This is a genomic window from Streptomyces sp. NPDC110618, assembly GCF_055657065.1.
The window spans coordinates 487,477-508,098 of sequence record NZ_JBVKBN010000002.1 but is presented as its reverse complement, the minus strand read 5'-3'; the positions used below and the strand labels follow the sequence as shown (position 1 = coordinate 508,098).

The following is a 20,622-nucleotide window of genomic DNA, read 5'->3' as shown; positions in this document are numbered from 1 at the left end:
CGGTCTCCTAACTACTGGCGCGCAGCCGGCGCGAGATGACGTAGTTGACGATCCCGATCACGATGAGGATCAGGAACATCGTCCAGGCGATGGCGGAGGCGCGGCCCAGGTGCTGGTTGACCCAGCCCTGCTCGTACAGGTACAGGCCGAGCGTCTGGAACTGGTGCTGCGATCCGCCGGAGGCGCCCTTGTTCGCGTCGAACAGCAGCGGCTCACCGAACAGCTGGGAGGCGCCGATGGTCGACACGACGACCGTGAACAGGATCGTCGGACGCAGCGAGGGAAGGGTGACGTGGAAGAACTGCTTCCAGCGGTTGGCGCCGTCCAGCGCCGCCGACTCGTACAGGTCCTGCGGGATCGCCTGCATCGCGGCCAGGTAGATCAGCGCGTTGTACCCGGTCCAGCGCCATATGACGATGGTGGACACCGCGAGCTGGGAGGCCCACTTGTCGTTCTGCCAGTCGATGTTGTCGATGCCGACCGCGCCCAGCGCCCAGTTGATCATTCCGTAGTCGCGGCCGAAGAGCAGCACGAAGACCAGCGAGGCGGCGGCGATCGAGGTGGCGTAGGGGGCCAGCATCACGACCCGGTAGAAGGTCGACGCGCGCAGCTTGTAGTTGAGGATGTGGGCGATGCCCATGGCCATCAGCAGCTGCGGGACGGTCGAGATGATGCCGATGGTCAGCGTGTTCTCGGCCGCGTTCCAGAAGAACTCGTCGTCGAAGATCCGGGTGTAGTTGCGCATCCCGACCCAGTTCATGTCGGTCGGCGCGGTCAGCTCCACCTGGTGCAGCGAGGCCCACCCCGTGTACAGCAGCGGGAACAGGCCGAAGGCGAGGAACAGCAGGAAGAACGGCGAGACGAAGGCGTACGGGCTCCAGCGCACGTCCCGCTGCCAGCGCCGCGACAGCCGCTTGCGGCGCCTCAGTTCCTGCTCGGTCGGACCGCCGCCGGACGGGCGGCCCGGGGCCGCGCCCCCCTTGACGGGGGACGCGGCGGCGGTGTCGTGCCCTGTGCTCATGCGGGTCACTGGTCCAGGGCGTTGTCGATGGTCTTGACGGCGTTCTCCCAGGCTTCCTTGGCGGACTTGCCCTGGGTCACCAGGACGACGCCATTGTCGGTCAGGCCCTGCTGGATGATCTGGTCCTTCGGGCCGATCGACTGGACCGGGATGTTGGCGGCGGCCTCGGCGAAGATCGTGCCGATCGGGGCGTCACCGGTCATGTCGTTCTTGGCGCCGGTGACCTCCTTCGACTCGTACGCGGCCGGGGTGCTCGGGAAGCTGCCCTGCACGCCGAACAGCTTGGCCTGCTGCTCCGGCGCGGTCAGCCAGGCGGCGAGCTTCGCGGCCTCCTCGGCGTTCTTGCCGGACTTCGGCACCGTCAGGAAGGAGCCGCCCCAGTTGCCGGACTTCGGCGCCTGGGCGACGTCCCACTTGCCGGCCGACTCGGGCTTGGACTTGCCCTTGATGTAGCCGAGCATCCACGGCGGGCAGGACATCGCGGCGAACTTGCTGTTGGCGATGGTGGTGTCCCAGGCCGGCTGGAACTGCGTCTGGTTGCCGACCAGCCCGTCCTCGGCGGCCTCCGCGGTCAGGTCGAAGGCGTTCTTCACGGCCGGGTTGGTCTTGTAGATGACCTCGCCGGAGGCGTTGTAGAAGCGGTCCTTCTCGCTGCTGAGGATCGCCTGGAGCAGGCCGCCGGGGGAGTCCAGGAAGGTGGTGCCCTTGGGCGCCTTCTTCTGGTAGTCGCGGCCGACGTCGACGAACTTCTCCCAGTCGCCGGCCCACAGCTTGGCGACCTCTTCGCGGTCGGTGGGCAGTCCGGCGGCCTCGAACATGTCCGTGCGGTAGCAGATGGCCATCGGGCCGACATCGGTGCCCAGACCGATGGTCTGGCCCTCCTTGGTGGTGGCCTGCTCCCACTTCCATTCCAGGTAGTCGCTCTCCTTGCCGTACTTCGACAGGTCGAGCAGCTTGTCGGACTGGGTCTGGACGATCTCGGCGATGTTGCCGACCTCGACCATCTGGATGTCCTGGAGTCCGCTGTTGGTGGTGAGGTGGTTCAGCAGCGCCGGGTAGTAGTTCTCGTTGCGTTCGACGACGGTCTGCTGGATGTCGATGTCCGGGTGGAGCTTCTCGTACTCCTTGTACAGCCCGGACTCCTCGAAGCCGGCGGTGCCGAACAGACCAAGGGTGATCTTGGTCTTGCCGCCACCGCCGCCCTCGGACGACGATCCGTTGTCGTCGCCGTCGTCGGCACAGCCGGCCAGCAGCCCGGTGCCCAGCGACGCCACCGCCGCGAGGACAACCGCCTTGCGGCGGATTCGGGTACGTGCTCGCATTGCGTCCTCCTGTTGCCCTGACGTGCCGACCCCCCGGCCAACTGCATTGTTGGGCCCGTTTAGTTCTCGCTGCGGCTCGGGCGGGGAACGTGCGGGATGTGTATGTGTCAGGTACCGTGGGAGCGCTCCCACAAGTGATGTGTTGAAGGTTCGTCGGTCCGGGCGGGGGTGTCAAGGGCGCGGGAGCGGAGAGATGCGTTCAGTTATAGGGACGTTAACTGGAACCGGGTGTACCGCCCGGGGGTGCGGTCGGTTGCCTCAGCGGACGGTCACAGCTTCTTCCGGGGCTGTTAAATTCCAGGCCAGCGACAGGACAATGGCGAAAGGCGGAGCCCATGGCAAGCCACGGAGCGCGGGGGCGGAGTGGTGGGCGGCCTACGCTTGAGGAGGTCGCCGCGCGCGCCGGGGTCGGCCGTGGGACCGTGTCCCGGGTGATCAACGGCTCCCCGCGGGTCAGCGAGGCGACCCGGGCGGCCGTGGAGGCGGCGGTCGCCGAACTCGGTTACGTCCCGAACACCGCGGCGCGCGCCCTGGCGGCGAACCGCACCGACGCGATCGCCCTCGTGGTCCCCGAGCCGGAGACCCGTTTCTTCGCCGAGCCGTACTTCTCCGACATGCTCAAGGGCGTCGGGGCGCAACTCTCCGAGACCGAGATGCAGTTGCTGCTGATCTTCGCGGGCAGCGACCGGGAGCGGCAGCGCCTCGCGCAGTACCTCGCCGCGCACCGCGTGGACGGGGTGCTGCTGGTCTCCGTGCACGCGGACGACCCGCTGCCCGACCTGCTCACCCAGCTGGAGATACCCGCCGTGATCAGCGGCCCGAGGTCCGCCGCGGAGACGCTGACCTCGGTGGACTCCGACAACTACGGCGGCGCCCGGCAGGCCGTGGAGCACCTGTACGCCCGGGGCCGCCGCCGGATAGCCCACATTACCGGCCGGATGGACGTCTACGGCGCCCGGCGCCGCGCCGACGGCTACCGCGAGGCCCTGGCGGACGCGGGCCTGCCGGTCGACGAGACGATGATGGAGCCCGGTGACTTCACCGAGGAGGGCGGCCGCCGCGCGATGGCCGCGCTGCTGGAACGCCACCCGGACCTGGACGCGGTCTTCGCCGGCTCCGACGTCATGGCGGCGGGCGCCCGCCAGGTGCTGCGCGAGACGGGCCGCCGCATCCCCGACGACGTGGCCCTCGTCGGCTACGACGACTCCGCCATCGCCCGCCACATGGATCCGCCCCTGACCAGCGTCCGCCAGCCCATCGAGGAGATGGGCCGCCGCATGATCGACCTCCTGCTGGAGGAGATCGCGGACCGCCGCCCGGCGGTGTCGCGGGGGCTTGAGCGCCGGCAGGTGGTCCTGGCCACCGAGCTGTCGGAGCGGGAGTCGTCCTGAGGGGACGGGCCTCAGTCGGACGACCGGTGCCAGCCCCTGCGCGGCCGGCGGCCCGGGCGTTCCGTGTGGTGGGTGATGAACCAGGCGACCGCGAGGAGGGAGAGGCCGGTCAGCCACACGATGACGACCAGCCAGGTGCCGATGGAGGTGCTGGGGTCGGCGCCGGTGCACAGGTCGCCGACGCAGGACTCGCCCTCGTCCTCGGCCGCGTCCAGGGCGACCACGAGCCACAGCAGCATCGCGAGATTGAACGCGATGACCAGCCACGTCAGCAGCCGCCACCGATGGACGCCTCGCGACCTCATGCCGAGCCTCCCAGGTCCTCACCGGCTCATACGGCCGACGATACGCCCCGGGAACGCATTCAGCCGGTGACCTTCTGATCAAGGTCACCGGCTGAATACTTCAGGGTGAGTGACGGGACTCGAACCAGATTTTTTACCTACTTGACCTGCAAGGATGCCGGAGAATCGGACAATACACCCCAGTCCGATGACGCTGAATGACGCTCAATGCCCCCGAATGGCGGCCTGCGTTCCCACGGGAACAGGCATCGACGGGCCGCCCCAGCATCACGAGGGGTGAGTGCAGATGGCCCTTACCGCGTATGAATAGAGTGCGGCGCCCCCGCGCATGCGGAGGCGCCGCGAGACCCTTCGCCGGCAGCCTGGGAAGCGAGCCCGGCGAAGGGTCGTCTCACCGGAGCGACCAGGGTCTCAAGGACCTGAGACCCATGGTTCATCTCCAGCCGGACAGCTGTCAGTGGATAGCTGCGAAACAAGGCGGACGCCCCGTACTGCATCGGCTGAACGTTCGGATCTGTCCGGCATATTCAAACACCTGTTCCCATCGAGCGGGAGGCGTGGTGCGCTCCCCCCATGCCCGAGGCAACCAAGATCAAACAAATTAGGGTTGACCCTAATCCCCTCTGATCATGACGTCGAGAGCGTGGACGGGTGTCACGTCCGACCCCGCCCGACGAACGGGTCCTCGCCCGCCGCCGCCAAGTCGGGGAACAGATCCGCCGTGTACGCGAGCACCACAACCTCAGCCAGGTCGAGGTGTGCGGACGGTCCGGCATCGATGTGGCCACCTACAGCCGCATCGAGCAGGGCCACTCGTCACCGCTCCTCGACACCCTGATCCGTATCGCCGACGCCATCGGCGTCCCCCTCTCCGATCTCGTGCGCTGAGCGGCCGCCCTGTCCTGCTCGCCGTCGGACGGCCGCTCTCCTCCAGCCCGGCTCCACAAAACCCGGCCGGAGGCACCCGAGGGCTGGCCGCCCCTTGCGGGGGCAGGGACGGCCAGCAGCCTGCTGCCGGTCTACGGCGGGCCCCGGCAGCAGGGGTCTAGTCAGTCCACCCACTCCGTCCCGCGCGTGTCCGTCACGGACTGCCGGCCGCGGTAGTGGTCGACGTGGTTCCGGTCGGGGTGCGGGCGCCGGGTGCAGTGCCGACCGCCCTCGGGGATTTCCATCCAGCAGTACCCGGCCGCCCGCCCCGCCGACGTCTCCGCCTCCCTGCGGCGGTCCGCAGTGGTCCGCGCCGTGGCGCTCGCCGCGGGCGTCACCCAGACACCCCCGCTCGACGCCCGCCACGGCCACGCCCGAACGCGGCACAGAGCGCGGCCGGGTCGGTGAGCGTGCCTGATCCGTCCGGCCGCCACATCCACCACCGGCCGTCGGCCTGCCCGCCCGTTGTAGGGCAGAGCAACGGTGTCTCAACGAACAGGACGGTCAGGTGCTCGACCGGCGCCAGCTGGGGGGCTGAGTCGCGGGGCACCAGCCACCATGCCTGGTTGTCGTACGGGTCAATGAGGAGCGGCCCGCGCTTCTCCTCGGGGATGAGGCTCAGCGCAGGCAGGCTGTGGACCACGGTGGACTCGGCGATGAGCCATCGCTCGGTGACCACGGGGGCGAGACCGTCGACGGCCCAGGCCGCGCGGACGAAGGCCGGATGCGCGGAGCAGCCGGCAAGCCACGCGTCCCCGGCCCGGCAGAGTTCGGCGAAGGCGGCGTCCCACGCCGCTGACGACGTCATGCTCATGCTGCGTGCGCCCCCTGTCGGAGAGCATGCGCCAGACGCGAGGCTACGTCCGCGCGTACCCGCCCGAGATCCACGAGCGGGAGCGTGGCCGTCGCGGCGGGGTCGACCCTCAGCGAGGGCAGCACGATTCCGGCACGGTCGAGTGCCGCGCGAAGCGACTCCACCGCGGCGAACGGGTCGGCGCCAGGTTCGACTGGCTCAAGGTGATCGGCCATGAACAGGACCGTAGGGAGACGGCGTTGACAGCCACCACGTGATGTTCTCGAATGTTCTCGGGGGCTAGCCGAATGTTCTCGTCTGGTCTCACGAAGGCGCCGGAACACCGTGGTGCGAGGACATCGCGCCTGGTGATCCTGGGAGCGCCACATTGCCCGGCACCAAGGAGACCACCATGGCGCGACGGTTACGGTTCAACGGCACCGACAGCAAGAACGGCAGCTGCCCCGCAATCCACGAGGACCTCGAGAGCGGAGAGATCCTCGTGCAAGGGCGCCCGGTCACGGACCCCGACGACATCTCCCAGCTGCAGCACCTGGGCCCGGACGACGCGGTGGTGGCCGTCCCCCGCGAACTCCTCGTCAACCACGGCCCGAAGGAACTGCACCGCGTGCCCAAGCTCATCAGCCTCGACGAGTTCGGCCAGCTCTTCCACACCTTCAAGCACTCGGCATGGCACCTGGAAACCCGCCGCGGCTACGCCTCCGACCGCGAGGACCCCGGCTTCGACGACTTCCTCGCCACCGGCCAGGCCCCGTGCGACCTCGACAGCGACTGGTGCTCGAACATCCGCCGGCAGACAGAGGCCGGGAAGTACGTCGGGCGCGTGCGCGTCGTCGACAACCCGCCCACCGACGGCCAGCGATTCCTCCTGAGCTACGCCCGCTGCAATGCGGCCACGGGCGAGGACGTCCGCAACATCTGGCGGGAGGACGCCGACCTCGCGTACCTTCCTGCCGAAGACTTCTGGATCTTCGACTCGCGGCTCGTAGCCGTCCTCCGCTTCGACGACCAGGACGTGTTCCACGACGTCGAGATCATCACCGAACCCGCCGAGGTACTGCGGTACTGCCAGGTCCGAGACGCCGCCGTCCATGTCTCCATCCCCTACGGCGAGTTCGCGGCACAGCTCGGCGCGAAGGAGTAGAGCACCGCCGGTGAGCACGGACTACCAGCAGGCCCGCGAAGCCCTCGGCCAACGGCTGCGCGAGCTGCGCCTGTCGGCCGCCGGTGGCCGACTCACCGGAACGCAACTCGCACAGCGGCTCGGCTGGCCGCACTCCAAGGTCTACAAACTGGAGGGCGGCCGGCAGACCGCGGTCCCCGAGGACCTGCAGGCATGGGCCGACGCGGTCGGCCACCCCGACACCGCAGACGAACTGGTAGCCCGGCTGCGCGGCTTCGAGTCCCACATCCGATCGTGGCGCCGCCAGCTCGCCGCAGGCCACCGCCCCGTCCAAGACGTGTGGAACCTGGAGGTCGACCGCTCCCAGACGATCCACGCCTGGGAGGAGTCGGTGATCCCCGGCATGCTGCAGACAGCCGACTACGCGCGCGCCATCTTCCAGCGGTACGCCGACCTGTACGGGTCCGTGCGGGACACCGAGGAGGCCGTGCGGACCCGCGTCCTGCGCCAGCAGTGGCTCCACCAGGCAGGCCACAGGTTCCATGTCCTCGTCTGGGAAGCGGCCCTCTACGCGCTGATCTGCGCGCCCGCAGTCCTCGCCGCCCAACTGGACCGGCTCGCAGGGATGATCGGCATGGACACGGTCGACCTCGGGATCATCCCGCTCGGCGCGTCCCTGAAGATCCCCGCAGCCAACGGCTTCTGGGTCCTGGACGACCGGCTCGTCATCGCGGAGGACTGGCACGCGGAGATATGGCTGGACGACACAGACAGCGTGGCCACCTACATGCGGGTGTGGGGAACGCTGCGGGAGTCCGCGGTCTACGGCCCCGACGCCCAAGCCCTCATCACCAGAGCCCAGCGGACCGTGCATCCCCGGGCATGACGAACAGCCCCCTCCCACCCCAGAGGGCGAGAGGGGGCCGAGCGGCGACTGAATCACGCGGCGAGTTGTCGATTCGCCATCATCAACTCGACCTCAACCAGGTTCTGCCACTCCAGCAGGGACAGGTGGAGGTCGTCCTCAGCGATGTCCTCAGCGCGCAGACAGAGCCGGCTGACGAGGCGGTCGAGCTTTGCGAGCTCCTTCGCCGTGAGGTAGTTCTTGGCCACCTTCCTGTGCCGACTCTTGGGACTGGGCTCCGGCTTGCCTTCCTCGATGCCGGGCCAGGTGCAGATATCCCGGGCCACCTTGATCTCCTCGGCGGTCATGCCGACGATGTGCCGGTACAGCTTGTTTTGCATGGCCGCGAAGAAGACGCGGGTGGCTCTACTGCCGGGCTCGTAGTCGGGAGCGTTCTCGGCCATCATGTCCCGGAAGAGCCGGTAGTCGATCATCTCGCGGGCCCGGGCGAGGGCGGTCTGCCTCCGCTCCCCCAGAGTGATGGCGCCCAGCTCGGCCTCGCGGGTACGGACGGCGAAGTACACCCGCGCCTGGGCCACCGCTTCCTTCGTGGCATCGCCGGCCATCGCCGTCAGGTAGGCGCCGAAGCGGGTGAGCCGGTAGTCGAGACGCTCCTGGGGCCCCAGGTTCCCCGCATGGCGAAGCTTGGTGACCTGCGAGAACGCTGCGTTGGCTGCTTCGGAACCTTGGACGAGCTGGAGCGAGGTCTTCGCCTTCTCGATCACGGCGGCGTAGCTGACCCAGCGTGCGTAGCCCATGAGCGGCTGCATCTCACGCCCGAGCCAGTACTCGCGCCCGTAGGTGTCCACATGGCGGATTTTGTCAAAAGGACTAGACCCCCCACTGGATTCAGTGGGCAGGCTTGCGTTACCTTGCGTTTGCACCACGGAGCTCTTACCTCCTGGTTTTGGCCCTCCGCAGGGCTGCTACCCCTGCGGAGGGTGACTTTTTTGTCGCCTTCGAATCGAAGGCGACACTGCGTCATTCAGGTTACGACACGGTGTCGACAAGATGGGGCCTGTAGCTGTCGGCACTGGGTGTCGGCGCCCTGAAGTGGCACCTTGGATTCCGAGGCGAACTCCTGGGTTCTGGGGGGATTCCGCTGGGTTTCGGTGGCACGGTGTGCCATCCGGGGTTGTCTACGGCGTTCTGTTCTGTGACGGACCTCTCTCAGGGCGCGAGGGGCACGTGAGGGGCGCGCGCCGAGACGCAAATGCGCCCCTCCCGCTCGAAGGCGAGAGGGGCTGGTCCGTCAGCGGCTGATGGCCTGGTAGAGCGCGACTGCGAGAGCACCGAGGCTTGTCAGAGCAGCCAGCGACGGCAGAGGCCACCTCGCCTTCTCCAGGGCAGTGACGCGGGGCTCGATGTCGCTGCCCTTCGGCATAGCCTCCAGGGCACGCAGCCGCGACTCGTGATCGGCGACGTCCTTACCCAGGTCGGTCAAGCCCTGCCCGATGCTGTCAAGCTTCGTCTCCACCCGGGTCAGGCCATCGCTCAGCGATCTCAACTCCTGGTACATCTGGGCGCTGCTGATGAACACGCCCGGGTCGGGCGTGGTCATCGCACGCTCCCGCCCCGCTCCACGATGCCGCGCAGTTGCGACACGAGCTCGTCCGCAGTGAAGCGGTCCGCGTTGACGTTGAGCCGCACCTGCAGCGGCACTGTCGACGGCTGCTGGTACTGCGGGGGCCTGGCCCATCCCAGCAGTAGTCCGGCGGCCAACTGCAGGGGCCGCCACGCGAACCTTTCGGCGAGCGCCTCAAGGCCGCGGAACGCGGCGTAGTAGAGGGCGCCCAGGCCGACCGTGACGGCGGCGGCCGCGGCCTTGCTGTCCACGGGGATCCCGAGCCAGCCCGTGGCGGCGAGGACCAGGGCCACGCCCCACGGGACCGCAGTGCGCATGAAGGAGACGAAGAGGTTGTTCATCAGTCCACCACCTTGAATCCGGCCTTGCGGCCGAGTCGGGTCAGGCTGTCGCGGCCGGGGATGCCATCGGCTGCAGCGCCGCGGTATCCGCCGCCGGCCTTGGAGCGCTGCCACTTGGCGTACGCCTCGACGGTCGCCGTACCGAAGTGCCCGTCGCTGTAGGGCTTGGCCAGCAGGCCGAGGTCGACCAGCGCGGCCTCGACCGCGCGGACCCCGGCGTAGGTGACCGGTGTGCCTGCGCGCTTCGGGTCGGTGCGGGCGGCGGCCACGAGCTTGGACAGGTCGACGACCGGCGCGGCCGGGGCGGGCAGCGGCGTCGCTGGCGGCTTCGTGCCGAGCCGCTTCGTGACTCGGGCCAGCATCGTGTCCCAGTCCATGCCGGGGCCGCGGGGGTCGACCTTGCCGGGCTGCCAGTCCAGGTGCCGGAGCGCGGAGCGTGCATTCCAGCCGTGGTGCCGGCACAGCGCTGCGACAACGCGCTCGATCGCGAGCAACTGCGCCTCGGGCCATGGGTCCTCGCCGTTGCCGAGGTTCTCGCACTCGAAACCGTAGAACGACTTGTTGCCGTCGACGGTGGCCTCGTCGTCCAGCGGCGGGCGACGTTCGGCGATGACCGCAGCGAGCACGTCGGGGTCACCGAGGCCTGCGTGGTTGGCGCGGCCGTAGCCGACCAGGTGCACGCGCCCGTCCTTGGCGACGACGCCGTGGCACAGCGGGCCCGGCAGTGAGGCGTAGCCGTCACGGCAGATGGCCACGGTGCGGGCCGTGCCCGAGGTCACGGTGTGGTGGATCATCACGCCGTGCACGGGACCCCACGGGCCCCGCGAGTTGCGGTTGTGTGTGGCCCAGTTGCCGACCTCGACGACGGTGACGCCCTCGTCGCGCAGGGCCTGCAGGAAGGTTCGGGCCGGGGGCGGAGTGGCCATGCGGTGCTCCCAACATGCGAATGCCCCGGGCCGGTGTGGCACAGGGCGAACGTGGATGTGCGAGAGGTCAGGACAGGGCGGCCCAGCGTCCGGCGATGTTCGTCGGTCCGCTGCTCAGGGTGATGGACGCAGGCAGGGCGGTCTGTCCGCTGCCGATCGGGCCCAGGAAGCGGGCGCTGCCGGTCGACAGTCCAGCGTTGATCGTGGACGACACCCCGCCCCCGCCGGCGACGGACGGCTGTGTGCCTGCCCCGTTGGCGAGAAACGCGACGTAGTACGAGCCGACGTCGAGGTCGACCGGTGCAGTGAGCGCGGCCGTCTTGGTGCCTGTGGATCCGAAGGCGGTGGTCTGGTCGCCGCTGGTGGCCAGCAGTGTGCCGCTCGCGTCGTACAGGCCCACGACGTTCTGCCCGGCCGTGAGCGAGGTACCGGCTGTGGTGATCCCGTACAGGATGTTGCTGACGGTCCGGGGCCGCCCGGTGATCTTGACCTTCGACAGGTAAACCGCCCCAGCGTTCAGCGAGAAGCCACTCGCCACAGTCGCCGGGTTCTGCGTCCACGTGATGAGGCCGTGGTCCGCCGGGGTGAACTCGGGCTCGGTGCTGGTGTCCGCCACCGACACGGTGCCAGTGCCGGCGGTGGTGAGCCCCTGGACCACGGTGGTCCCGGCAGGGTTGTCCGTCGCGGACACGGTGACTGAGGCAGCGGTGTAGACGCGGGTGTCCAGGATCCGGTTGGGGATGTTGGCGTCCATGGTGTTGCCGTCGGCGTACAGCTGGCCGGCGGCGGTCACGTACAGCAGCCCCGTGCTCAGCACGGTGTTGTTGAAGGAGTTGGCGCCGAAGCTGAAAGCGGTGAGACCTGCGGCGCCGTCGCGCAGGTTGATGTGGTTGAAGCGGAAGCTGTTCGCCGATCCGTACTCCACGTCCAGGAGCGTGTCGAACTCCTCCAGGTTCACACCCCGGAAGTGGCAGTGGCTGGTGCCCCAGCCGCCGACGCCGGTGATGTGGATGCCGGTGCAGCCGGTGCCCGAGGCGATGGCCTCGCACATCTCGAACTCGATCTGGTTCATGACGCCCGAGGCGGTGGTCGACTCGACCTGGTAGGCGATGCCGTTGTCACCGACCAGGTCGGCGAGGACGCGTTCGACGGTGCAGTCGCCGGGGTTGAAATCGGAGTGTTCGCTGTAGAAGCGGATCCCGTTGCCGACGCCGCCGATCTCGATGTTCTCGAACACCGACCGGAACGGCGAGCCCATGTTGATGGCCCACCCGGAGTGGCCGCCGTCCCACGGGCCGTTGATCTGCAGGTTCCGGAAAGTGGAGTTCCAGAAGCTGCGGTGCCCACTGCTGGCGCCGTTGGTTGTCGCCGAGGTGATGCCGTCGGTGGCGCCGTCGATGGTGATGCCGAAGTCCTCCAGGTGGACGCGGACGACCTTGGTCAGGTGGATCGCCGAGGCCATGCCCGTGGTGGTGTTGAGCATGGTGGCGCGGGCGCCCTGTCCGAGCAGGCTGATACCGATCTCGACGTCGACGTCGTCGGTGCCCTCGATGCTGAGCTGCTCGGTCAGGTTGTAATCGCCGACGGTCAGCTGGACGACGCCGCCCCCGTTGTCGCGGGCGTCGTCGAGGGCCTGCTGGATCTGCACGTGGTCGGCGACGCCGTCGCACACGTACTGGGCGGCGGCCCGTACGTCCGCGGGTGCGGTGGCCGAGGCGACGATGCGGGTGACCGAGGTGTAGGCGGTACCGCCCCCGCCGCCGCCCGCGTTGCGGGCCTCGACCCAGGCGCGGCTGCTGCCGCCGGCGTCTGCCCACATTCCCGTCACGCCGTCGGGCCCCTGGAAAGAGGGCAGGTGCCCGTACTCGTCGGCGACGATCTCCGTGATGGGGGTGCTCGTCGCGTCGAGCAGGTCGGTGTACTGGGTGCCCCCGTCCTGTGCGGACCAGAAGGTAACGGTGGCGCCTTCGGCCACGCCCCATAGGCCGTCGTTGGGTTCGACGACGTAGTCGGCGATACCGGATCCGAACTCGTAGCGTGCCATTACTCCACCACCCAGCTGAGCCCGGACGAGGGCAGCACGTGCTGCCCTGTGATGATCTGCGGTTTGTTCGTCAGCCAGATCTGTCCGGCCCGCTCGGAGGCTGCCGAGTAGATGATGATCCGGCCGATGTCCGCACCGGTGATGTAGGCCATGCAGTACTGGTCCCGGTTCGGGTGCCGGTACGCGGCGGGGATGAGGGCTGGCAGGCGGGACTCGGTGTCTGCGGCGAGCGTGCCCGCTGTCCGCCTGAACGCAGCGAGGCGCAGGTGCACGACGCCGTTGCGCCGCTGCAGCACGCTGTCGGCTTCGTTGGCCCACGCCGAGTTGCTGGCGTTGATGGTCACCTGGCCGGGGTCGTCGAAGGCAGCCGTCCACGCGGAGCCGTTCCACAGGCGCACGCGGCCGGTGTCCGTCTCGAAGCACATCTCGCCCGGGCTCGGGACCGGGTTCCGGGTCGATGAGGTGCACGGCCGGATGCGGCTGCCGACGTATAGCTCCTTGCGGGTCACGGTCACGGAGGCTGCCCCGTTGAGGACGGTGACCTCGGCGAGGGGGATCTCGTAGGTGCCGGTGTCCCCGGCCGACTGGGACAGCGACGGTACGCCCGCCCCGGGGGTGCCGGTCTTCACGACCGCGCGGACCGTCCACGTCGACCGGTCCAGCCTGAGCACGACACGGTCGATGCGAGTGGAGCCGGAGGAGTTGGCGGAGATGGCCAGGTTGACTGGTGTGGTGCCGGAGGTCCAGGCGTGGCCGCGGACCGAGGCGTAGACGTCGGCGCGGATGTCGACCGACAGCCCGGTGCCGGCACTCACCACCGGATCATCGCTCGGTACACCGTGGACGCCGTTGTCCGAGAAGCGTGCGGCGATCTTCTCGTACTCCAGGTCTGTGACGGCCCGCGAGTTGTGGTCGGGGGACGGCCACGAGTTCTGTGCCACGGGCGCTCACCTCCGTGTTTCGAGTCGGCCGAGCCGACGGCTGAGGGTGCGGATGAGCCGCACGGTGCGGGGGTCTGTCGTGGCGTCCTGCGAGCCGACGACCGAGGTGACCTGTTCTCCCTCGCCGGGGGTGGCGTGCAGGGTGATGGCGCGGACGATGTCGGTGACCTGCAGCCCGTGGGGGAGGGCGACGGCGACGCGGTCGCCGAGCTGGTAGTCGCGGCCCGCCTGCAGGTCCTCGGTGTCGACGGTGACGGTGGCGAGGCTGACGGGTGCGGCGCCCTCGGCGAGGTCGGCGGTCCCGGCCGCGGTGAGCTCGCCGGTGTCATCGTTCTCGGCGCCGCCGTCCACGTAGTGCTCGACCCGCCACCACTCGGCGGCCGCCGCAGCGTCGGCGACTTCAACGAACGTACGGATCGAGGAGCCTTCGGTTTCGGTTCCGGCGACCAGGGAGTGCGTCGCGGTCGGCGCCGACCTGGTGAAGGCGAGGGCGCGCAGGTTGCCCAGCCCCTGGGAGAAACGGGCCGTGGCCGTCTTGTCGGCGGGGGCGTAACAGCCGAACTTGATCTGGGTGCCGTCCTGCCAGGTGCGGAAGCCGATGCCGCCTCCGGCGGTGGCGGCGAGGCGGCACGGGTCGAGGAGGGGCTCGAAGCGGGTGCGCAGTGACGTTGTGGTGCCGACGCCGGCGGCGGTGTCGAGGACGAGGTGCGGGATGCGTCGGGCCGTGATCGCGCCGGGCCCGGCGTTCTCGTCGACGAGGGTGCGGATGATGGTCTCTGCGTTGACGGTGTCGAACTCTCTCCAGGTGTCGCCGTGCTGGCCTGCCCAGGTCAGGCTGGGCTCGGGCCAGGTGATGTGCCCGGCGATCGTGGCCAGGTCATCGCTGAAGCTGATGGTGACCTGGCCGACGCCGCGCTCGTTGTCGACGGACCAGGTGTAGTCGGTGGGCTGTTCCATCGGGCCCGCGCACCAGATGCTGCCGTCGCGGATGACGACCAGGCGGGCGCCCGGCTGCAGTTGCTGCATGACCTCCGGGTGCGCGGGCAGCGTCACGGACCCGGACGCCGGTTCGTTGAACTTGAGGGTGACGTCGAGGCTGGACCAGCCGGTGAGTGGGTCGCCCTGCACGGCCAGGTCCTGATCGGTGATGAGCAGAGTGATGGCCATCGCTCACGCCGTCTCGTAGCGCGGGTTGAAGGCCAGGTCGACGGCCGAGCCGGGGCCGCTGCCGTCGAGCTGGAACGTAACCTCGTTGGCCCCCGGGCGCAGGCCCCACAGGGATGCGCCCGGCCAGTTGATCCCGCCGATCCAGTTGTCGCCGTTCTCGAAGCGCACGCTCGGGGGGTCGGTGCGGATCGTCACCTGCTCCCCGGTGAGGAGATTCCCGTGCCCGATCGCGGACGCGTCCGGGTCCAGGACGAAGGCCTCGCCCGTGCCCTCGTGCGTGAACGTGATCAGCGAGGCGGGGCCGGTCACCACCCAGGTCGGCCACACCATCGTGTCGCCCGGGTTGGTCAGGGTGGTGGCGCCGAGAACCTGCGACGAGGACACCGTCGGGTACGGCTCGAAGAACGAGTCGAGGGTGCCCGCTTCGCGGTGGACGGACTGCGGTACGGGGTCCGTCCAGTACGGGTCCTCACACCACAGTGAGATCACCGCGCTGTCGGCGTCCCGCCCCCACCCCTGTTTCGCCTGCCCCTCGAACCCGTCCTGGTAGTAGACCTGTATCTGCCTTCGGGTGCCGTCTGGGCGGGCGATCTCCAGCACGCCCGGCCCCTCGCCCGGCCGCAGCGTCCGCGTGAACGCGGTGGCCAACGCCCGCCACCGCTCGACGAGTTCGACATGCGTCGCCCCGTGCACGAACAGCGGCCACACGATCGTCCGCGGCTGCGCCTGGGCGTGGCGCAGCCGGGCGCCTCCGCGCGGCTGGGCGTCGCTGGTCAGGTCGTACGACACAGCGCCGAGGCCGGAGACCCCTTCGGCGAGGGTGAACCAGCCGGCCTCCCAGTCGGTGAGCGGCCACACCTTCCCCGAGGGGTCGGTGTACTGCGCGGTGGCGTAGCCGATCTCCGGCAGGGGGACCGGTGTGCCGCCGGGTGGCTCCCCCGTCTCGGGCGGGGTGACGACCGGCGCAGTAATGAGCGGCATCTACCGTGGCCTCCCTACCCGGGCTCGCGCGTCCTGGACGCGCTGCACGCGTTCCAGGTCCGCGACGGTGAAGTCCGCCGTGCGGGCGTTGATGACGTACTGGGTGGTCGCGCCCTGCGCGGCGGCCACGCCGACGGCGGCCGCGCCTTCGAGGGCGCGGTACTGCTGCGGGGTGAACACGGCCTCTGGCTCGCGGAGGCCGTTGTAGGCCCAGCCGGGTGGCATCCATCCGCCCCGGTCGTACTTGCCGGGCTGGAAGCCGTACCAGTCGGTGAACAGTTTGTCCCGGTAGCCGCGGGCACCCTTGCCGATGACGACGCCGTCACCGCCGCGGCTCTCGATGTTGACGCCCGCGATGGTGCCCGCAGTGTGGCCAACGCCCTTGTTGGTGATGCCGATGCGGTAGGCGCTGTCGCCGTGCAGGACCCAGCCGGGCGGGGCCGTCTTCCCGTGGAACGCGCCGGTTGCCCAGCGGCGGTGAGGCTTCTGACCTCGGATCACCGACTCGACCGCGGAGACCAGGCCGCTGCAGTCCCAGGACGGGTTGCCGTTGCCGCCCCATTGGTACGGCTTGCCGTCCTGCGTCTTGGCCCACTTCAGCCCGGCCTGGATACGCGGCCCGCCGATCCCGCCCGCGCCCCGCTTGTCGGCCTCCTTCGAGTAGCCGAACAGTGCGTCGAGGATCCGGTCGGGGATCCGGCGGAACATCTTCCCCAGGTCGGTGTCCGCCCCGGGGAAGTTCTTCAACAGCGGGTCGACCACGGCCTTCACGCCCGCACGCGCGGATGCCTCCAGCGTGTCCGTCAGCCACGACGCGCCCTTCTTGACGGTGTTCCACACCTCGGATCCGGCGCCGACGATCGCGGACCCGGCGTCCTTGATCCAGCCGAAGATGCCGCCGTCCGCGAACGCCTGGACGGTGCCGCCGCCGGCGTAGCGCAGGGACCGGTCCACGGAGGTGCGAGGGTTGCCGCCGAGGACTGGGGCCAGGGCCTCGCGGACGCGGGCCGCGCCGCCGGACTTGGCGATGTGGTTCATCGTGGAGACGAACCGTGTGCCGACCGCTCGCGTGAACTCGGGGCGGAAGATGGACTCTCCGCCGCTCATTTCCAGGGCCAGGCCGGACGGGGAGTAGAACTTGTGGGGGTCGCGGCCCGGGGTGTAGCCCGGCAGTACGTCGTACACGCCACCGCGGGCGAATCCCTTGGGGTGGAACTCCTCCAGCTTGGGCGCACCGAACGCCTTCGCGATCTTGTTCCAGACACCGACGATACCGCGGTTGTAGACCGTGTTGATCACGAAGGAGATCGGTTTCTTCGCGATCCCCTCCAGCTTGTCCCACGCCTTCTTGATCCCGGCGCGCGCGTCGTCGAACGCGCCGACCACCTTGTCCTTGAGCGTGACGGCCCAGCCGGGAACGGTCTGGGTGAAGAACGTCTTCACCGGGGTGAGGGTGTTCTTCTTGATCGAGGACCAGACACCGCTGACCCCGTCCCGTACTGCCCCCCACGCGCCGAGCGTCTTTGCCTTCAGCGTGCCTGCCCAGCTCGGGATGGTCTGGGTGAAGAACGTGCGGATCGGCGTGAGGACGTTCTTCTTGATCCACGACCAGGCGGCCCCGACTGCCTGGCTGATCGCCTTCCATACAGGCAGGACGACCTTGTCCCGCAGCCATGTGAAGGCGGGGCCGAGCTTCGTGGTGACCCACGAGATCAGCCCGGCGATCCCCGACACCAGCCCGGACACCCAGCCGATCACCGTGATCAGCGCGGACGCGACGGCACCCGCCAGGAACCCGGCGAACTGCAGCAGCGGCGGCAGCAGCCAGGACAGGATGTTCACGGCGAGGGTCACGACCAGGCCGACGAGCTGCGCGAGCGGCGGCACGATCGGCAGCAGCGCCAGGGCCAGGTCGACGCCGGCCTGCACGAGCTGCAGCAGCGACGGCAGGAGCTGGACCAGGATCCCGGCCCCCATCTCCAGCACCATCCCCAGGAGCTCGCCGACGACCGGCAGCAGCGGCCCGAACGAGGACGCGAGGCTGAGGAATGCTTCGGTGAGGGGCGGCAGGACCTGGGCGAGGGTGTCGGCGAGCAGGCTGGCGACGTCCCCCAGGATGGGGGCGAGATCAGCGATGATCGGCGCGAGCTGCCCGGCGAGACCGGCGGCCATCTCGGCGATCGGCTGCACGACCGCCAGCACCGCCTCTGTGATCGCCACGAACGCGTCCGCCACGGTGGGCAGCACCGGCACCAGCGCGTCCAGCACCGCGGTGACCAGCTCCACGCCGACCGGGATCAGCGGCGCCAGCCCCTCGACGAGAGTGACCGCCGCCATCGCGATGCCCTCGAACGCCGGCAGCATCGTCAGCAGCGCGCCACCCAGCGCCTCTAGCGCATCGCCGATCACCGGCAGCAGCGGCTCCAGCGCGGCGAACACGGTCTCGACGAGCTGGACGCCGACCTCGATGAGCGGGGTCAGCACGGTCATGAGCTGGCCGATGGCCAGCGTGAGGACCCCGGCCAGGAGCTCGGCGGCCTGCCCGATCAGATCGACCAGCGGAGCCAGCACAGGCTCCAGCGCCCGGAACGCCGCGGCGATGATGTCGCCGATCATGACCAGCGCCGGCGTCAGCGCGGTGACGATCTGCGTCAGCGGCCCCACCAGCAGATTCACCAGCTGCGTGGCGATCGCGAGGACCGGCGCGAGCGCCGGAGTCAGCGCGGTGATGACGCCGCTGATCAGCGCGGCGATCGGCGCCAGCAGCGGCATGACCGCCTGCACGATCTGCACGATGGTCGTACCGACCATGACCAGCGCAGGGCCCAGGGCCTGCGCGATCGGCAGCAGGACCGCGCCGAGGCTGGTGGCCAGCTCCTGCAGCACCGGCCCCAGGACGGTGGCGATCTCCGCGAACGGCTGGGCGATCTCGGCGAGAAGGGGCACGACGGCCTGCACGACCGCCCCGAACACCGGGACGATCGCGGAGACGATCTGCGCCACCGACGCGAACAGGCTGCGCATCTGCGCCTGCATCTCGTCTGTTGCCAGCACCTTGCGGAGCTCGCCGAAGACCGCGCCGAGAGAGCCGAGGATCTCCCCGCCGGCATCGGACGCAGCCTTGAAGATCTGGTTGACCGTGCCGAGCACGTTCGCCAGCAGCGTCCCGAAGCTGGAGAGGATCCCGAACGCCGAGGTGATCGACTGCTGCAGAGTGCCGGAGTCGAAGCCCTTGGCGATGCCGTCCGTGAAGCTGGTGACCGCGCCAGCCATCTGCTGCGACAGCGCATTGAACGCGGGCTGCGCCGCCACGCTGAGCTGCCCGAGCGCGGTGACCAGCTGGCCGGGAACCTTCTCGAACGCGCGCAGGTTCTCGGTGGCTCCGGCCAGGATCTGGTCGAGCAGCCCGGACCGGGCCATCTCCGTGACCGCCCCGGCCGCGTTCTTGGCCATGGCGTTCCACACGCCGGCGGTCTCGGTCAGCTGCCGCTTGAGGACCGGGATGGTCGCGGTGCCCAGCGTGGTGACCGTGTCGTCCAGGCCCTTGAAGAGCTCGTTCTGGACGGCGAGTTTCATGTCCCGCCACGCGGGTGCCAGCCCCTGCACCGCGGTGACGAAGGCCCGCGCGTTCGGCGCGAGCTTGGCCATGGCCTGGTCGAACTGGCTGGCCTGCCCGGCTGCCGCTGCCTGCGCGTCGGCCACCGCGGCGGCCGCGTCCGCGACCGCCTCTTCGGCATCGGCGATCTGCTTGGCCCCGTCGGCGCGGGCCTCGGCGACGCCCTCCTGCGCGTCGGCCAGAGCACGCTGGGCGTCGGCGATGTCCCGCGCCGCATCGACCTCGGCCCGGCGCTGTTCCTCGCGCGCCCGGGCGAGATCTCGGGTCTTGTCGGCGACGTCGCGCTGGGCGTCGGCGATCCGCTCCTGCGCGTCCTGGACCTTCTTGCTGCCGTCGACGCCTGCGGCGTTCGCTTTGGCTGCGTCCTCGCTGAGACGCTTCGTCTCCAGCCGCTGGTCTTCGACAGCCTGTGCAGCCTGGTCGTAGGCGAGCTGCAGCTCGGCGATGTCCTCGGGCCGGTTGCCCGGCTTCGCCTGCGCGGCCTTGAGCTTCCGCTCGGCCTCCTCCATCTTGAGGATGGCCTCGCGCTCCTCCAGGCGGGAGTTGGCGAGCTTGCTGTTGAGGTCCTCCAGATCCCGCGCGGCTTCCTGCCGCGCCTCGTTCAGTGACTCCTGGGCCTCGCGCGCGTCGTCTTGCGCTTCGGCCAGGTCCCGGACTGCGTCCTCGACGCGCCGCTTGGCGTCGGCCTGCCGTTCGGCGGCGTCCTCGACGGTGCGGGTGAGGTTGCGCTCCGCGTCCTCGACCGCGCGCAGTGCGTCCTGCACGCGCTTCGCGGCTTCCACGCGGGCATCGGCCAGCGCCCGCTGGGCGTTGGCGAGGCTGCGCTCAGCGTTCTCGACCGCGCGGGTTGCCGAGGCGGCGGACTGGGCCGAGGCGGTGCTGTCGGCGAACGCGGCCTTGAACGCGTCGCCGACCCCGGACAGGCCGAGCTTGAGGGCCCCGGCCGCGGTCCCGGCCGTGGTGAGGGCGGGGGCGAGGAGCGCGGCCCCGGCGGCCGCCGCGTTGAGGTTCGCCCCGATGGCGACCCCTGCCAGCGCACCGAGGCCCTTCAGGCCGACCCCGGCGGCCCGGCCGAATGCCTTACCGAAGTTGCCGCCGGCCTGCTCGCCTGCCCGCTGGGTCTGGGCGTTGACGCGTCGGCTCCAGTCCCCTTCGAACTCGGGGCGGATGGATACGTATCCGCGTCCGACGAGCACGCCTCCAGCAGCCACGAC

General features: G+C 69.6%; 19 protein-coding genes. 4 read left to right on the top strand and 15 right to left on the bottom strand.

Going from position 1 to position 20,622, the window contains the following annotated elements:
* Window positions 1–7: 7 nt before the first annotated feature.
* Entirely contained in the window at window positions 8–1,021 is a 1,014-nt protein-coding gene (locus ACZ7L7_RS05470; protein ID WP_285510907.1) for a carbohydrate ABC transporter permease, read from the bottom strand.
* Between the two features lie 5 nt (window positions 1,022–1,026).
* A complete protein-coding gene (locus tag ACZ7L7_RS05465; RefSeq protein WP_471591491.1) occupies window positions 1,027–2,343 on the bottom strand; it encodes an ABC transporter substrate-binding protein in 1,317 nt (438 codons plus the stop codon).
* Window positions 2,344–2,678: 335 nt separating this feature from the next.
* Between ACZ7L7_RS05465 and ACZ7L7_RS05460 the strand changes: the two genes are divergently transcribed.
* The gene (locus tag ACZ7L7_RS05460; RefSeq protein ID WP_285510909.1) at window positions 2,679–3,734 is read left to right on the top strand and encodes a LacI family DNA-binding transcriptional regulator; all 1,056 of its coding nucleotides are present in this window, start codon (window positions 2,679–2,681) and stop codon (window positions 3,732–3,734) included.
* A gap of 11 nt (window positions 3,735–3,745) precedes the next feature.
* On the opposite strand, the gene ACZ7L7_RS05455 is transcribed toward ACZ7L7_RS05460, so the two are convergent.
* Complete coding sequence (locus ACZ7L7_RS05455; protein WP_285510910.1) at window positions 3,746–4,039, bottom strand: hypothetical protein; 294 nt, start codon at window positions 4,037–4,039, stop codon at window positions 3,746–3,748.
* Between the two features lie 651 nt (window positions 4,040–4,690).
* Between ACZ7L7_RS05455 and ACZ7L7_RS05450 the strand changes: the two genes are divergently transcribed.
* Window positions 4,691–4,927, top strand: a complete 237-nt coding sequence (locus ACZ7L7_RS05450) for a helix-turn-helix domain-containing protein (RefSeq protein WP_472074960.1) — start codon at window positions 4,691–4,693, stop codon at window positions 4,925–4,927.
* Between the two features lie 161 nt (window positions 4,928–5,088).
* On the opposite strand, the gene ACZ7L7_RS05445 is transcribed toward ACZ7L7_RS05450, so the two are convergent.
* From ACZ7L7_RS05445 to ACZ7L7_RS05435, 3 genes are read right to left on the bottom strand one after another with little or no spacing between them, the layout of a single operon-like run.
* Window positions 5,089–5,304, bottom strand: coding sequence for a hypothetical protein (locus tag ACZ7L7_RS05445; protein WP_472074958.1), 216 nt, complete (start codon window positions 5,302–5,304; stop codon window positions 5,089–5,091).
* A complete protein-coding gene (locus tag ACZ7L7_RS05440) occupies window positions 5,301–5,780 on the bottom strand; it encodes a hypothetical protein (protein WP_472074956.1) in 480 nt (159 codons plus the stop codon). The genes ACZ7L7_RS05445 and ACZ7L7_RS05440 overlap by 4 nt, the downstream gene beginning before the upstream one ends.
* Window positions 5,777–5,995, bottom strand: coding sequence for a hypothetical protein (locus tag ACZ7L7_RS05435; protein ID WP_472074954.1), 219 nt, complete (start codon window positions 5,993–5,995; stop codon window positions 5,777–5,779). The genes ACZ7L7_RS05440 and ACZ7L7_RS05435 overlap by 4 nt, the downstream gene beginning before the upstream one ends.
* A gap of 176 nt (window positions 5,996–6,171) precedes the next feature.
* On the opposite strand from ACZ7L7_RS05435, the gene ACZ7L7_RS05430 reads away from it, so the two are divergent.
* Window positions 6,172–6,924 carry a DUF6879 family protein gene (locus tag ACZ7L7_RS05430; protein ID WP_472074953.1) on the top strand — a complete coding sequence of 251 codons (753 nt, stop codon included), beginning with the start codon at window positions 6,172–6,174 and terminating at the stop codon, window positions 6,922–6,924.
* Between the two features lie 10 nt (window positions 6,925–6,934).
* Window positions 6,935–7,789, top strand: coding sequence for a helix-turn-helix domain-containing protein (locus tag ACZ7L7_RS05425; RefSeq protein ID WP_472074952.1), 855 nt, complete (start codon window positions 6,935–6,937; stop codon window positions 7,787–7,789).
* 53 nt (window positions 7,790–7,842) lie between these two features.
* Here ACZ7L7_RS05425 and rhuM read toward each other — a convergent pair whose 3' ends face one another.
* From rhuM to ACZ7L7_RS05380, 9 genes are all read right to left on the bottom strand, one after another.
* Window positions 7,843–8,616, bottom strand: coding sequence for a RhuM family protein (gene rhuM / locus ACZ7L7_RS05420; RefSeq protein ID WP_472074951.1), 774 nt, complete (start codon window positions 8,614–8,616; stop codon window positions 7,843–7,845).
* Between the two features lie 443 nt (window positions 8,617–9,059).
* Window positions 9,060–9,368, bottom strand: a complete 309-nt coding sequence (locus tag ACZ7L7_RS05415) for a hypothetical protein (protein ID WP_472074949.1) — start codon at window positions 9,366–9,368, stop codon at window positions 9,060–9,062.
* Complete coding sequence (locus tag ACZ7L7_RS05410) at window positions 9,365–9,733, bottom strand: hypothetical protein (protein ID WP_472074947.1); 369 nt, start codon at window positions 9,731–9,733, stop codon at window positions 9,365–9,367. The genes ACZ7L7_RS05415 and ACZ7L7_RS05410 overlap by 4 nt, the downstream gene beginning before the upstream one ends.
* A complete protein-coding gene (locus tag ACZ7L7_RS05405) occupies window positions 9,733–10,659 on the bottom strand; it encodes an N-acetylmuramoyl-L-alanine amidase (RefSeq protein WP_472074945.1) in 927 nt (308 codons plus the stop codon). The genes ACZ7L7_RS05410 and ACZ7L7_RS05405 overlap by 1 nt, the downstream gene beginning before the upstream one ends.
* 67 nt (window positions 10,660–10,726) lie before the next feature.
* Window positions 10,727–12,703: a hypothetical protein gene (locus tag ACZ7L7_RS05400; protein ID WP_472074943.1), complete on the bottom strand. Its 1,977-nt coding sequence runs from the start codon at window positions 12,701–12,703 to the stop codon at window positions 10,727–10,729.
* Window positions 12,703–13,644, bottom strand: coding sequence for a hypothetical protein (locus ACZ7L7_RS05395; protein ID WP_472074941.1), 942 nt, complete (start codon window positions 13,642–13,644; stop codon window positions 12,703–12,705). Before ACZ7L7_RS05395 ends, ACZ7L7_RS05400 begins: the two co-directional genes overlap by 1 nt.
* A gap of 6 nt (window positions 13,645–13,650) precedes the next feature.
* Window positions 13,651–14,811, bottom strand: coding sequence for a siphovirus ReqiPepy6 Gp37-like family protein (locus ACZ7L7_RS05390; RefSeq protein WP_472074939.1), 1,161 nt, complete (start codon window positions 14,809–14,811; stop codon window positions 13,651–13,653).
* 3 nt (window positions 14,812–14,814) lie between these two features.
* A complete protein-coding gene (locus tag ACZ7L7_RS05385) occupies window positions 14,815–15,792 on the bottom strand; it encodes a phage tail family protein (RefSeq protein ID WP_472074937.1) in 978 nt (325 codons plus the stop codon).
* Window positions 15,793–20,619, bottom strand: coding sequence for a hypothetical protein (locus ACZ7L7_RS05380; protein WP_472074935.1), 4,827 nt, complete (start codon window positions 20,617–20,619; stop codon window positions 15,793–15,795).
* Window positions 20,620–20,622: the final 3 nt, after the last annotated feature.

What these genes read in the sequence shown, in the direction of transcription:
- ACZ7L7_RS05470 (WP_285510907.1), bottom strand. Translation starts at nt 1,021, where the DNA reads ATGAGCACAGGGCACGACACCGCCGCCGCGTCCCCCGTCAAGGGGGGC.
- ACZ7L7_RS05465 (WP_471591491.1), bottom strand. Translation starts at nt 2,343, where the DNA reads ATGCGAGCACGTACCCGAATCCGCCGCAAGGCGGTTGTCCTCGCGGCG.
- ACZ7L7_RS05460 (WP_285510909.1), top strand. Translation starts at nt 2,679, where the DNA reads ATGGCAAGCCACGGAGCGCGGGGGCGGAGTGGTGGGCGGCCTACGCTT.
- ACZ7L7_RS05455 (WP_285510910.1), bottom strand. Translation starts at nt 4,039, where the DNA reads ATGAGGTCGCGAGGCGTCCATCGGTGGCGGCTGCTGACGTGGCTGGTC.
- ACZ7L7_RS05440 (WP_472074956.1), bottom strand. Translation starts at nt 5,780, where the DNA reads ATGAGCATGACGTCGTCAGCGGCGTGGGACGCCGCCTTCGCCGAACTC.
- ACZ7L7_RS05435 (WP_472074954.1), bottom strand. Translation starts at nt 5,995, where the DNA reads ATGGCCGATCACCTTGAGCCAGTCGAACCTGGCGCCGACCCGTTCGCC.
- ACZ7L7_RS05430 (WP_472074953.1), top strand. Translation starts at nt 6,172, where the DNA reads ATGGCGCGACGGTTACGGTTCAACGGCACCGACAGCAAGAACGGCAGC.
- ACZ7L7_RS05415 (WP_472074949.1), bottom strand. Translation starts at nt 9,368, where the DNA reads ATGACCACGCCCGACCCGGGCGTGTTCATCAGCAGCGCCCAGATGTAC.
- ACZ7L7_RS05410 (WP_472074947.1), bottom strand. Translation starts at nt 9,733, where the DNA reads ATGAACAACCTCTTCGTCTCCTTCATGCGCACTGCGGTCCCGTGGGGC.
- ACZ7L7_RS05405 (WP_472074945.1), bottom strand. Translation starts at nt 10,659, where the DNA reads ATGGCCACTCCGCCCCCGGCCCGAACCTTCCTGCAGGCCCTGCGCGAC.
- ACZ7L7_RS05400 (WP_472074943.1), bottom strand. Translation starts at nt 12,703, where the DNA reads ATGGCACGCTACGAGTTCGGATCCGGTATCGCCGACTACGTCGTCGAA.
- ACZ7L7_RS05390 (WP_472074939.1), bottom strand. Translation starts at nt 14,811, where the DNA reads ATGGCCATCACTCTGCTCATCACCGATCAGGACCTGGCCGTGCAGGGC.
- ACZ7L7_RS05385 (WP_472074937.1), bottom strand. Translation starts at nt 15,792, where the DNA reads ATGCCGCTCATTACTGCGCCGGTCGTCACCCCGCCCGAGACGGGGGAG.